The organism is Pseudomonas sp. FME51 (genome assembly GCF_014897305.1).
Genome location: NZ_JABUYN010000012.1, coordinates 24,992 through 38,242 on the forward strand (window position 1 = coordinate 24,992; position 13,251 = coordinate 38,242).

At 59.3% G+C, this 13,251-nt stretch carries 9 protein-coding genes, 3 tRNA genes and 1 pseudogene; 10 read left to right on the forward strand and 3 right to left on the reverse strand.

Annotated features, from left to right (window positions below):
* Positions 1-36 precede the first annotated feature (36 nt).
* The 5 genes from INT39_RS17915 to prpF all read left to right on the forward strand — a co-directional run bounded on the left by INT39_RS17915 (position 37) and on the right by prpF (position 6,744).
* Positions 37-747, forward strand: coding sequence for a GntR family transcriptional regulator (locus INT39_RS17915; RefSeq protein WP_193075375.1), 711 nt, complete (start codon positions 37-39; stop codon positions 745-747).
* Positions 744-1,628, forward strand: coding sequence for a methylisocitrate lyase (gene prpB, locus INT39_RS17920; protein WP_193075376.1), 885 nt, complete (start codon positions 744-746; stop codon positions 1,626-1,628). Before INT39_RS17915 ends, prpB begins: the two co-directional genes overlap by 4 nt.
* Positions 1,629-1,718: 90 nt before the next feature.
* Entirely contained in the window at positions 1,719-2,879 is a 1,161-nt protein-coding gene (prpC, locus tag INT39_RS17925) for a 2-methylcitrate synthase (RefSeq protein WP_193075377.1), read from the forward strand.
* Positions 2,879-5,488: a Fe/S-dependent 2-methylisocitrate dehydratase AcnD gene (gene acnD, locus INT39_RS17930; protein ID WP_193075378.1), complete on the forward strand. Its 2,610-nt coding sequence runs from the start codon at positions 2,879-2,881 to the stop codon at positions 5,486-5,488. Before prpC ends, acnD begins: the two co-directional genes overlap by 1 nt.
* Positions 5,489-5,544: 56 nt before the next feature.
* Positions 5,545-6,744: a 2-methylaconitate cis-trans isomerase PrpF gene (gene prpF / locus INT39_RS17935; RefSeq protein ID WP_193075379.1), complete on the forward strand. Its 1,200-nt coding sequence runs from the start codon at positions 5,545-5,547 to the stop codon at positions 6,742-6,744.
* A 321-nt stretch (positions 6,745-7,065) separates the two neighbouring features.
* Here prpF and INT39_RS17940 read toward each other — a convergent pair.
* Positions 7,066-8,525: pseudogene (locus INT39_RS17940) on the reverse strand (catalase).
* Positions 8,526-8,680: 155 nt separating this feature from the next.
* Here INT39_RS17940 and INT39_RS17945 point away from each other — a divergent pair.
* Positions 8,681-9,469, forward strand: a complete 789-nt coding sequence (locus INT39_RS17945) for an SDR family oxidoreductase (RefSeq protein ID WP_193075380.1) — start codon at positions 8,681-8,683, stop codon at positions 9,467-9,469.
* A gap of 45 nt (positions 9,470-9,514) precedes the next feature.
* Here the strand turns inward: INT39_RS17945 and folD are convergent, their stop codons facing one another.
* Entirely contained in the window at positions 9,515-10,369 is an 855-nt protein-coding gene (gene folD / locus INT39_RS17950) for a bifunctional methylenetetrahydrofolate dehydrogenase/methenyltetrahydrofolate cyclohydrolase FolD (RefSeq protein WP_193075381.1), read from the reverse strand.
* Positions 10,370-10,611: 242 nt separating this feature from the next.
* On the opposite strand from folD, the gene INT39_RS17955 reads away from it, so the two are divergent.
* The 4 genes from INT39_RS17955 (at position 10,612) to INT39_RS17970 (ending at position 11,558) form a co-directional block, all read left to right on the forward strand.
* A tRNA-Arg gene (locus INT39_RS17955) sits at positions 10,612-10,688 on the forward strand.
* A 51-nt stretch (positions 10,689-10,739) separates the two neighbouring features.
* Positions 10,740-10,815 (forward strand) — tRNA-His (locus tag INT39_RS17960).
* A gap of 56 nt (positions 10,816-10,871) precedes the next feature.
* A tRNA-Leu gene (locus tag INT39_RS17965) sits at positions 10,872-10,956 on the forward strand.
* Between the two features lie 164 nt (positions 10,957-11,120).
* Positions 11,121-11,558, forward strand: a complete 438-nt coding sequence (locus tag INT39_RS17970) for a YqaA family protein (protein ID WP_193075382.1) — start codon at positions 11,121-11,123, stop codon at positions 11,556-11,558.
* Positions 11,559-11,592: 34 nt separating this feature from the next.
* On the opposite strand, the gene INT39_RS17975 is transcribed toward INT39_RS17970, so the two are convergent.
* A complete protein-coding gene (locus INT39_RS17975) occupies positions 11,593-12,987 on the reverse strand; it encodes an iron-containing redox enzyme family protein (protein ID WP_193075383.1) in 1,395 nt (464 codons plus the stop codon).
* Between the last annotated feature and the right edge of the window lie 264 nt (positions 12,988-13,251).

Consider the following 13,251-nt stretch of genomic DNA (forward strand, 5'->3'; position numbering starts at 1 on the left):
CTTTCTGGCGATATATTCTAATGAGGTTGTCAACAATTGGCTGGTTTCGAGAGTGTCATCCCCGCTGCAACTTTGTCTGACGGTGCCTTTCAGCGCTTGCAGACAGCTATTGTTAAAGGTGAGATCCCGCCGGGTACGCGCATCAGCGAACAGTTTCTTTCTACTACCTTCGGCATCAGTCGCGGCCCATTGCGCGAAGCCATTCGCCGCCTGGAAGGGCGCCGCCTGGTAGTGCGTATCCCGCATGCCGGAGTGCGCGTGGTGTCGCTGAGCTATGAAGAGTTGATCGAGCTGTACCATGTGCGTGAAGCGCTGGAAGGCATGGCCTGCCGGCTGGCCGCACAGAACATGACAGCCGAGGAAATCGCCAACCTGCGTGATGTGTTGGCCACCCACGAGCGTCACTCCGGGCTCAAGGCCAACGAGTCCTACTATCAGCAGGAAGGTGACCTGGATATTCACTATGTGATCATCCAGGGCAGCAAGAATCGCACATTGAGCGACATGCTCTGCGCCGATCTCTACCACTTGGTGCGCATGTACCGTTACAAATTCTCTTCCACACCGAAACGCCCACAACAGGCGTTCGCTGAACACCACAGAATCATCGAAGCCATCGCCGATCGTGATGGTGAGCTCGCGGAAATGCTGATGCGCCGACATATCAGCGCATCTCGCCGCAACATTGAGCGCCGCATGCTGGAGCAGCGCGACGCCACCATATCCTCAGGAGGGAACACTCAATGAACAAGACCCCAGGCCAACGTTTTCGTCAGGCACTAGCTGAAGAGCAACCGCTTCAGGTTATTGGCGCGATCAACGCCAACCACGCTCTGCTGGCCAAGCGTGCCGGCTTCAAAGCCATCTATCTCTCTGGTGGCGGCGTGGCAGCGGGCTCGCTGGGCCTGCCGGATCTGGGTATCAACACCCTTGAGGATGTGCTGATCGACGTGCGTCGGATCACCGACGTGTGCGACCTGCCGCTGATGGTGGATATCGATACCGGTTTTGGTCCCAGCGCCTTCAATATCGAGCGTACGGTCAAGAGCCTGATCAAGGCCGGGGCTGCGGCTGCCCACATCGAAGATCAGGTCGGTGCCAAGCGTTGCGGCCACCGCCCGGGCAAGGAAATTGTCTCCACCGAGGAGATGGTTGACCGGGTTCGCGCCGCTGCCGATGCCAAGACCGATCCGGACTTTTTCCTGATCGCCCGTACCGATGCCATTCAGGCCGAAGGTGTCGAGGCGGCTCTTGAGCGCTGCAAGCGCTACGTGGAAGCGGGTGCCGACGCCATCTTCGCCGAAGCGGCCTATGACCTGCCGACCTACGAGCGCTTCGTCAAGGAGCTGAATGTACCCGTGCTGGCTAATATCACCGAGTTCGGCGCCACGCCGCTGTTCACCCGTGAAGAACTGGCCTCGGTGGGTGTTGCTATCCAGCTGTACCCGCTGTCGGCCTTCCGCGCGGCGAACAAAGCTGCCGAGAATGTCTACAACGCCATTCGTACCGAAGGTCATCAGCAGAATGTCATCGAGACCATGCAGACTCGCATGGAGCTGTACGATCGCATCGGTTACCACGCTTTCGAGCAGAAGCTGGATGTGCTGTTTGCTGCCGGAAAGAAGTGATTTCGTGACGCCGCCCGGTTATCGGGCGGCGCCATATAAAGACAATAAATGTATGAGCCTGCCCAGCAGGATGATTGAGGAGAACACGCCATGAGCGCCAACGAATCGACCACCCCGACCTTCAAGCCGAAAAAATCCGTCGCCCTGAGCGGCACCGCTGCCGGTAACACCGCGCTGTGCACCGTCGGCCGCAGCGGTAACGACCTGCACTACCGTGGCTACGACATTCTGGATATCGCCACCACCTGCGAGTTCGAGGAAATCGCCCACCTGCTGGTCCATGGCAAGCTGCCCACCGAGGCCGAGTTACGCGCTTACAAGGCCAAGCTGAAAGCCCTGCGCGGCCTGCCGGCGGCGGTGATGACTGCCCTGGAGCAACTGCCACCGTCGGCCCACCCGATGGACGTGATGCGTACCGGTGTGTCGGTTCTCGGTTGCCTGACCCCGGAAAAGGACGATCACAACCATCCGGGCGCACGGGACATTGCCGACAAGCTGATGGCGTCGTTGGGCTCCATGTTGCTGTACTGGTATCACTACAGCCACAACGGCAAGTGCATTGAGGTGGAAACTGACGACGATTCCATCGGCGGTCATTTCCTGCACCTGCTGCACGGCGAGAAGCCGCAGGAGTCCTGGGTGCGTGCCATGCACACCTCGCTGAACCTGTATGCCGAACATGAGTTCAACGCTTCCACCTTTACCAGCCGCGTTATCGCTGGTACCGGTTCCGACATGTTCTCTGCCATCGCCGGGGCTATTGGCGCACTGCGTGGTCCGAAACACGGCGGTGCGAACGAAGTGGCCTTTGAAATCCAGAAGCGCTATGACAATCCGGACGAAGCGGAAGCCGACATCCGTGAACGGGTAGGGCGCAAGGAAGTGGTCATCGGCTTCGGTCACCCGGTCTACACCGTCTCCGATCCGCGCAACGAGGTGATCAAGAAGGTCGCTGCTGAGCTGTCCGACGAGCAGGAAAACCGCAAGATGTACGACATTGCCGAGCGCCTGGAAAGTGTCATGTGGGAAGCCAAGAAGATGTTCCCCAACCTCGACTGGTTCAGCGCCGTCAGCTACCACATGATGGGCGTACCTACCGCGATGTTTACCCCGCTGTTCGTGATCGCCCGTACTGCCGGCTGGTCGGCTCACGTCATCGAGCAGCGCATCGACGGCAAGATCATCCGTCCGAGCGCCAACTATGTCGGTCCGGAAGATCTGCAGTTTGTGGCGCTGAAGGATCGCAAGTGATGAACACCCAATACCGTGAAAACCTGCCAGGCTCCGACCTGGACTACTACAACGCCCCGGCCGCCGTGGACGCCATCGAGTCCGGCGCCTGGGCCAGGCTGCCCTATACCTCGCGGGTGCTGGCTGAACAGCTGGTGCGCCGCTGCGAGCCGGAAGCACTGACCGACTCGCTGAAGCAACTGATCGAGCGCAAGCGTGATCTGGACTTCCCCTGGTATCCGGCTCGGGTGGTCTGCCACGACATTCTTGGTCAGACCGCGCTGGTCGACCTGGCGGGTCTGCGTGACGCCATTGCCGAGCAGGGTGGCGACCCCTCGCTGGTCAACCCGGTTGTGCCGACCCAGTTGATCGTCGACCACTCGCTGGCTGTTGAACATGCAGGTTTCGATCCCGAGGCCTTCGACAAGAACCGCGCCATCGAGGATCGCCGCAACGAGGATCGCTTCCATTTCATCGAGTGGACCAAGACCGCGTTCAAGAACGTCGATGTGATTCCCGCCGGGAACGGCATCATGCACCAGATCAACCTGGAGAAGATGAGCCCGGTGGTGCAGGCCCGTGATGGCGTCGCCTTCCCGGATACCTGCGTGGGCACCGACTCGCATACGCCGCACGTTGATGCGCTGGGTGTGATTGCTATTGGTGTCGGTGGTCTCGAAGCGGAAACCGTGATGCTCGGTCGCCCATCGATGATGCGCCTGCCTGACATCGTCGGCGTCAAACTCACCGGCAAGCGTCAGCCCGGCATTACCGCCACCGATATCGTTCTGGCGCTGACCGAGTTTCTGCGTGCCGAGCGGGTCGTCGGTGCTTATGTCGAGTTCTTCGGTGAGGGCGCTGACAGCCTGACCATCGGCGACCGCGCAACCATCTCCAACATGTGCCCGGAGTACGGCGCCACGGCATCGATGTTCTACATCGACCAGCAGACCATCGACTATCTGAAACTGACCGGTCGCGAGCCGGAGCAGGTCGCTCTGGTCGAGAATTACGCCAAGAAACTGGGTCTGTGGAGCGATGCGCTGACCACAGCCGAGTACGAGCGAGTGCTGGAGTTTGATCTGTCCAGCGTGGTTCGCAACATGGCTGGTCCGTCCAACCCGCATCGCCGTCTGCCGACCTCTGCCTTGGCTGAGCGCGGTATCGCTGACGAAGCCAAACTGGAGTCGGGCAAGGCCGAGGAAAAGGGCGGGCTGATGCCTGACGGCGCGGTGATCATCGCGGCGATCACCAGCTGTACCAATACCTCCAACCCGCGCAACGTGGTCGCTGCCGGTCTGGTAGCGAAAAAAGCCAATGAGCTGGGCCTGGTACGCAAGCCTTGGGTGAAAACCTCCTTTGCACCGGGCTCCAAGGTTGCCAGGTTGTATCTGGAGGAGTCCGGTCTGTTGCCGGAGCTGGAGCAGCTCGGCTTTGGCATCGTCGGCTATGCCTGCACCACCTGTAACGGCATGTCCGGTGCGCTGGACCCGAAAATCCAGCAGGAAATCATCGACCGCGATCTGTATGCCACGGCGGTGCTGTCCGGTAACCGCAACTTCGATGGCCGTATACATCCCTATGCCAAGCAGGCCTTCCTCGCATCGCCACCGCTGGTCGTGGCCTACGCCATCGCCGGTACCATGCGGTTTGATATCGAGCAGGACGTGCTGGGTCATGACCAGCAGGGCAACCCGATCACACTGAAAGAGCTGTGGCCGAGTGACGAGGAAATCGACGCCATCGTCGCTTCCAGCGTCAAGCCGGAGCAGTTCAAGCAGGTGTACATTCCGATGTTCGATCTGGGTGCCATCCAGGAATCGGAAAGCCCGCTGTATGACTGGCGCGAGATGTCCACCTATATCCGCCGTCCGCCGTACTGGGAAGGTGCGCTGGCCGGTGAGCGGACGATGACAGGTATGCGCCCACTGGCGATCCTGCCGGACAACATCACCACCGACCACCTCTCGCCGTCCAATGCCATCATGATGGACAGTGCTGCTGGTGAATATCTGCACAAAATGGGCCTGCCGGAGGAAGACTTCAACTCCTACGCGACCCACCGCGGCGATCACCTGACCGCACAGCGTGCCACCTTCGCCAACCCGAAACTGTTCAACGAGATGGTGCTGAGCGACGACGGCAGCGTGAAGCAGGGCTCGCTGGCCCGGGTTGAGCCGGAAGGCAAGGTCATGCGCATGTGGGAAGCGATTGAAACCTACATGAACCGCAAACAGCCGCTGATCATCGTTGCTGGCGCGGATTATGGTCAGGGCTCCAGCCGTGACTGGGCTGCCAAGGGCGTGCGTCTGGCGGGTGTCGAAGCCATTGCTGCCGAAGGCTTCGAACGCATCCACCGCACCAACCTGGTCGGCATGGGCGTGTTGCCACTGGAGTTCAAGCCGGGCACCACGCGCAAGACGCTGGAACTGGATGGTACCGAGACCTACGACGTAGTAGGTACACCGGCGCCGCGCGCTGAATTGACGTTGGTGATCAGCCGGCAGAATGGCGAGCGGGTCGAGGTACCGATGGTCTGCCGTCTTGATAGTCACGAGGAAGCGCGCATCTATGAAGCAGGTGGCGTGCTGCAGCGGTTTGCTCAGGACTTTTTGGAAGGGAAGGTATAAAGCTTCTCTCCCCCTCTCTCGAGAGGGGGAGAGCTGTTCTTCAGGAGTACTACTGCATGACCCAAGCAACACAAATCAAAGTCCCCGCCACCTACATGCGTGGCGGTACCAGCAAGGGCGTGTTCTTTCGCCTGAATGACCTTCCGGAATCCTGTCAGGTGCCGGGTGAGGCGCGGGATCGGCTGTTCATGCGGGTGATCGGCAGCCCGGACCCGTACTCGGCGCATATCGACGGCATGGGCGGCGCCACCTCCAGTACCAGCAAGTGCGTGATTCTGTCGAAGAGCAGTCAGCCGGAGCACGACGTCGATTACCTTTATGGCCAGGTATCCATCGACAGCCCCTTCGTCGACTGGAGTGGTAACTGCGGCAACCTGTCCACAGCCGCCGGCGCTTTCGCCATTCATGCCGGGCTGGTTGATCCGGCGCGGATTCCCGATAACGGGATGTGCACCGTGCGGGTCTGGCAGGCCAATATCGGCAAGACCATCATTGCGCAGGTGCCGGTGACCAATGGTCAGGTGCAGGAGCTGGGTGACTTCGAGCTGGACGGGGTGACCTTTCCGGCGGCCGAAATCGTGCTGGAGTTCCTCGACCCGTCGGATGACGGGGAAGAGGGCGGCAGCATGTTCCCCACCGGTAATCTGGTCGATGATCTGGACGTGCCCACTGATGTTGTAGAGAGCGGCACTCTCAAGGCGACTATGATCACCGCAGGCATCCCGACGGTATTCGTCAATGCCGAGGATATCGGTTATCAGGGCACTGAGCTGCGTGAGGATATCAATGGTAATCCGGAGGCGCTGGCGCGTTTTGAGGCCATCCGCGTGGCGGGTGCGCTGCGTATGGGGTTGATCAAAACCCCGGAAGAGGCCCTCAAGCGGCAGCATACGCCGAAGATTGCTTTCGTCAGCAAGCCCAAGACCTATCAGGCTTCCAGCGGCAAGACCATCGAGGCGGGTGAGGTTGATCTGCTGGTGCGTGCGTTGTCCATGGGCAAACTGCACCACGCGATGATGGGTACCTGTGCGGTGGCTATCGGTACGGCTGCGGCGGTGCCAGGTACGCTGGTGAACCTGGCGGCCGGTGGTGGTGAGCGTGAGGCAGTGCGCTTTGGCCATCCTTCCGGCACCTTGCGGGTCGGCGCCGAGGCTTGTCAGGTCGGTGGTGAGTGGATAGTGACCAAGGCGATCATGAGCCGCAGTGCGCGTATCCTGATGGAAGGTTGGGTGCGGGTGCCTGCTGATACTGTTTAAGGTTTCTGCGTGAAGAGAGGCTGGCTGTTTTGTGCAAGGCGGCGCAGGCCTGGAGGGCTGTGCCGACACGCCGCAAGTACTTCCCTGTAGGCTCGCGGTCGCCATCCATGGCGACACGACGGTCGGCCCAACCCTCCAGGGCTCCTCCACCGTGAAGCCTCAGTGCTGGAAGGTTTTAAACCATCACCGGCTGCCAGATTGATTGCCGTCACACCGGCGTGGAGGTCTGCACTCAAGCGACCAGCACCATTCGATACTCAAGCGGCGATAAAAAAGCCCCGCCAGACAATCAGCCTGGCGGGGCTTTTTCAATACAACTGCTTAGCCTTTCATTTCCTCATCAGTCAGGCCCAGCGCGGCGGCAATGCCGGCACCATAGGCTGGATCAGCCAGGGCGCAGTGTTTGGCGTGGCGGATCAGGATGTGACGCTCGGCGCCGTTCATGGCGCGGGCGGTGTTGGCGAACAGGCGTTGCTGCTCGTCAGCGGACATCAGGCGGAACAGGTTGCCTGGCTGGGTGAAATAATCGCTGTCGTCCGCACGGAAATCGTAACGGCCGGCAACGCCTTCCAATGCCATTGGCGGCTCGCTGAAATCAGGCTGCTCCTGCCATTCACCGTAGGTGTTCGGCTCGTAGTGCAGACGGCTCCCCTGGTTGCCATCGACCCGCATCGTACCGTCCCGATGGTAGCTGTGTACCGGGCAACGCGGCGCGTTGACCGGGATCTGGTGGTGATTCACGCCAAGGCGGTAGCGTGCGGCATCACCATAGGAGAACAGCCGGCCTTGCAGCATGCGGTCAGGCGAGAAGCTGATGCCCGGTACCACGTTGGCCGGCGTGAAAGCGGCTTGCTCCACGTCCTGGAAATAGTTGTCCGGGTTGCGGTTCAACTCCATGTAACCCACTTCAATCAGCGGATAATCCTGCTTCGACCAGATCTTGGTCAGATCGAACGGATGGAAGCGGTAATTCTCAGCCTCGGTTTCCGGCATGATCTGTACGTACATGGTCCAGCGCGGAAAATCCTGCCGCTCGATGGCTTCGTACAGGTCGCGCTGAGAGCTTTCGCGGTCATTGGCAACGATGGCGGCGGCTTCTTCGTCGGTCAGGTTCTTGATGCCTTGTTGAGTCTTGAAGTGGAACTTGACCCAGTAACGCTGATTGTCGGCACTGATGAAGCTGTAAGTGTGCGAGCCGAACAGATGCATATGGCGGTAACCGTCAGGAATACCCCGGTCGCCCATCACATAAGTCACCTGATGCAGTGATTCGGGCAGGCCGGTCAGAAGTCCCAGTTGTTGTTGGCGCTGCGCATGTTGGTGCGCGGGTCGCGTTTGACAGCGTGGTTCAGGTCGGGGAACTTCAGTGGGTCGCGGAAGAAAAATACCGGGGTATTGTTGCCAACCAGATCCCAGTTGCCCTGCTCGGTATAGAACTTGAGAGCCGCACCACGGATGTCTCGCTCAGCATCAGCTGCACCGCGCTCACCGGCGACGGTGGAGAAGCGAGCGAACATCGGCGTTTTCTTGCCGATATCGGAGAAAATGCGCGCCTTGGTATAGTGCGTTATGTCATGGGTGATCACTAGTTCGCCGAAAGCGCCGGAGCCTTTGGCGTGCATGCGGCGCTCGGGAATGACTTCCCGGTCGAAGTGCGCGAGTTTCTCCAGAAACCAGACGTCCTGCAGCAACATAGGGCCGCGTGGGCCGGCGGTGGCTGCGTCCTGGTTGTCGGTAACGGGCGCTCCGGCAACCGTAGTAAGCTTTGGTTTGTCGCTCATTTTATGCTTTCCTCATGATGATAATTCGGGTTTGCTGCCCGACGGCAGTAATCCAAGTGAGGCAGCATTATGGCACTGGAATGTTACTTTTAATTAAATAATACAAGCTATATCAAACCCTTAAGGTGGGTTTGTTACATTGATTGGAGTCAATGATGGATCTGAATCTAACGGGAAAGCGTGCCCTTGTCGGTGGGGCCAGTCAGGGTTTGGGCGCAGCATGCGCGCGACAATTGGCGTTGCAGGGGGCGGAAGTCATTGTGCTTGCACGCAGCAAAGACAAGCTGTCAGAAGTGGTTCGCCAACTACCTGCCGCTGAAGGGCAGAAGCATGGCTATATCTGTGTGGACTCTGGCGACCTGCCGGCGTTGTCGATAGCGGTTCAGGATGAAGTGGAGCAGGGTGGGCCGATCTCTATCTGGGTCAACAATACCGGCGGGCCGGCACCGGGGCTGGCGCATCAGGCCACACCGGATAGCTATGCGGCAGCTTTCAATCAGCACCTGCTTAGCAGTCAGACCTTGCTGGAGCTATTGCTGCCTGGGATGCGCGAGGGTAGTTATGGTCGGATCATCAATGTGCTGTCGACCTCGGTGAAAACCCCTATCCCCAATCTGGGCGTATCCAACGCCATTCGGGCAGCCATGGCCAACTGGGCGAAAACCCTGGCTTCGGAGCTGGCGGCTGATGGCATCACGGTCAACAACGTACTGCCAGGATTGACCCGCACGGCGCGGTTGGAAAGCCTGTTTGCCCATCGGGCTTCTGTCAGTGGCAAGACGGAGCAGGAAGTGGAACGGGATCTGCTGCAGAGCATTCCGGCCAGGCGTTTCGCCGAGCCAGAGGAGTTTGCCGATGCGGTGGGGTTTCTGGCGTCACCGGCGGCGGCATTCATCAACGGCATCAATCTGCCGGTGGATGGGGGTGCTACCGCCAGTTTGTAGGCAGTGAGAAGCAGCAGTCAGTGATGAGGCTGCTGCTTCGACAGATCAGCTATGCAGCTTTTCGCAGGCGGTGAGCGTATTTTCCAGCAGGCAGGCACGGGTCATCGGACCGACCCCGCCGGGCACTGGCGTAATCCAGGCGGCGCGTTCAGCTGCGGCGTCGAAGTCCACGTCACCGCGCAGGCGACCATCTTCCATGCGGTTGATGCCTACATCGATCACGATGGCGCCCGGCTTGATCCACTCACCTTTGACCAGACCGGGTTTGCCCACGGCCACGACCACCAGGTCGGAGCGGCGAACATGATCTTCCAGATCGTTGGTGAAACGGTGGGCAATGGTGGTGGTGCAACCGGCCAACAAGAGCTCCAGAGCCATTGGGCGACCGACGATATTGGACGCACCCACCACGGTGGCATTCAATCCATAGGGACTGACGCCGGTGCTTTTCAGCAGGCGGATGATGCCCAGTGGGGTGCATGGGCGCAGCAGCGGCATGCGTTGGGCAAGGCGGCCGATGTTATAGGGGTGAAAGCCGTCGACATCCTTGTCTGGACGGATGCGCTCCAGCAACAGGGAGGAGTCGAGGTGCGTCGGCAACGGCAGCTGAACCAGAATGCCATCAATCTCCGGGTCTGCATTAAGGGTGTCGATCAGTGCCAGCAGTTCTTCCTGCTTGGTATCGGCCGGCAGGTCATGGGAGCGGGAAATGAAACCCACTTCCTCGCAGTCCTTGCGCTTGTGCGCAACATATACCTGGGAGGCGGGATCGCTGCCGACCAGAATGACGGCGAGGCCGGGTATGCGCAGGCCTTGCTCTTTACGCAGGCTGACCTTGTCGGCGATCTCGCGCCGGAGATTGGCGGCAATCTGTTTGCCATCGATCAATTGGGCTTTCATGATGTTCCTGGGGGAGTGCATAGAATGCCCGCGATTGTCGCATGCGAGGGGGGCTCGGCAAAAGGGTTCGCTCGTCTGGATTCTTAACTTACTCAAATATTTGAAGAAAATGTGAATTCATCGTTGACGGGAGGGTGGGGGCTGAGTATTATTCGCCCCGCTTCACAAACACAACGAAGTCGGTTTGGAAGGCGATTCAGGCTCCAGCATTTCAAGCCTTCGGGGTTGATTATGTGCATGCGGCGCCCGTAGCTCAGTTGGATAGAGCACCCGCCTTCTAAGCGGGTGGTCGCAGGTTCGAATCCTGCCGGGCGCGCCAAGCGCACATGGTAAGGTCCTGCAGAGTTGTGTTAGTGTTGTTGCTGTAATGGTGGGCGTAGCTCAGTTGGTAGAGCACAGGATTGTGACTCCTGTTGTCGTGGGTTCGATCCCCATCGTCCACCCCATTTCAGCAAAAACGCCAGGCAATCAGCCTGGCGTTTTTGTATCTGTAGCCTGTTTTGCGGATGTGGTGGAATTGGTAGACACACCAGATTTAGGTTCTGGCGCCGCAAGGTGTGGGAGTTCGAGTCTCCCCATCCGCACCATGGATATCGTGAAGTACCCAGAAAGCCCCGTTATTCGGGGCTTTTCTGTATCTGGCTTTCAGGTTTTCCATTCGCCAGCCTGCCCTGATGTACTAGATTCATCTACTCAAGCCGATGCTGCATGCGCCAAGCGGTGGGGGTGAGATTGAAAGATGAGGTGATTGATGTGGGAGATATCGGGCTATCTCGGCCTCTTTCTGGCGGCTCTCGTCGCGGCGACTGTTCTGCCGCTGCAGTCGGAGGTGGTGCTGGTGGGGCTGCAGCTGGCTGGGCAGCATTCGCTCGCGCTGCTGATGCTGTTTGCCACGGTGGGCAATGTGCTTGGCTCGGTGATCAACTGGCTGCTTGGTCGATATATTGAACGCTGGCGGGAGCGGCGCTGGTTTCCGGTGCCGCCGGATAAGCTGGCCAGGGCGCAGGGGGTTTACCAGCGTTACGGCTACTGGTCGCTCTTGTTGAGCTGGGCGCCGTTCATTGGTGATCCCCTGACCTTGATGGCAGGTGTCCTTCGTGAGCCGCTCTGGCGATTCGTACTGATAGTCACGATAGCGAAGGCCGGGCGCTATCTGCTGCTGATGGCTGTCACCGCGCAGCTGATTTAAGGTGCTTTTGGCGCCAAAATCGGGTGCGCCTCTGTCAATGGCCAGTGCCCGGTTGGCCCATCACTCGTGCGAATAGCCGGGTTGCAAGCAGGCCGGCTGGTGTGAAGTGACTGGATGGCGACATCAGCTTGATCAATTCCTCCGTTAAGTCGCACGCCGGCAGCTTGCGCAGCTGCTGCTCCAGAGCGGCTTGGTCTGCATCGAAATTGTCCGGATCGACAGGTTCGGCGGCCATTTTTGAAGCCACGTAGCGCCGCGGTTGCCGTTGGGAGTGGGGTGCAGACCATTCTCCGGCTATCCAGTCATGCAGCAGCTGCAACTCATAAGCGCTGAACACGCCGAACATGGGTGCCCGGTTACCCTGAATCAGCTGCCAGAACCGGCTTTCTGTTGGATCGGTATCGCGGTGAATCCAGCCGCGTTTTTCCAGTGCCGCAAGAAAATCACCGGTGCGCCCGGGCTGGCTGAGCCATTCATTCACGGTGCGGCCTTCAATACGGCAGAAGTCCGAGTGCATGTTGCGGGCGACCAAGGCTTTCTGTTCCAGTACGCGATGCACTTCGGCTTCCAGGTCGAAGCCTTCTATGGCGTCCATGGAGGATATGCCCAGCTCGTTCAGCATGTAACCGCGCTTCACTCGCTGGTAGAAAACATCTGCGTCACCTGAGATCGGCAGGTTGTCCAGTACGGCCTGGGCTGCTTTCTGTGCGTGGCCGGTATCGGCGTTGTCGATGGTCACATGCAGCTGAAAATAATAGGGGTCGACGCCCAGTTCATTCAGCTCGTAGGTGGTGATCAGCAGGTGCAGGGGCAGCTGTTCATAGCCCAGATTGTAGCCGATCAGTTCAGGCAGGAATTCGTTGGCAAGATAGGCCAGTGCGAGCTGCTGAGCGCCCTGTACGTAATGTCCGGCGGACAGCGCGCCTGCGTTGTCCAATTCATGGGTGTTGAGCAATTGTTTATACAGAACGACATGGTTCTGCAGTGATTCACCGTCGCCCAGCTCTTCAAGATATGTGCGTACCAGTGTATGGAAGCGCCAGTCCTGCCATTGCGAAAGTACGCCATAGAGCCAGGCGCCATCCACCATCTTGGTGGGTGCTACGCTACGCAGAAAATACAGGGCGTGCGCGCGATTGGTAAAAAAGCGTCGGGGCTGGCCTTGCTTGCGGGCGTTCAGGTAGTCGCGGTAGGCGCAGGTAGTGCGTACGCTGCCAGCCCTGATCCACTCATTCAGCTGGTGTGGGGCGTCGGGAAGGTCGCATGGCTGGAGGCTGGCTTGGCGCAACTGGGCCTGCAGAAATTGACGGGCAGAGGCAAGGTGTTCCTGCGGTTGCTGCAGCAGGTTCTGGTACAGCGCATTGGCGGCTGGTTGCTCGGTTGGAGGGCTGTACGTGTGTTGCCGGATGGGCGTACTCAACGTTGGCATCACTGAATCCTCGCTGGGTTTTCCGGGGTTCTCACGACGGGCGGGCAGTGGCACTGCTGTTTCGTCGTGCTTGGAAATAGGTCGTCACTGATGATTTCGAGCCGGTACGGTTGGAATGATTCAATGAATCTGTCCGCCGGGCGATGAAGTGAAAAGCCGACAAGAACGAAAAATATTTTGTGGTCGGTGGTTTGCGGCCTTGTAGCCGCGTATGCTGCGTGGCAGATCGAGATGTGCTTCGCTTGCCAGTATGGATAGCGGCGG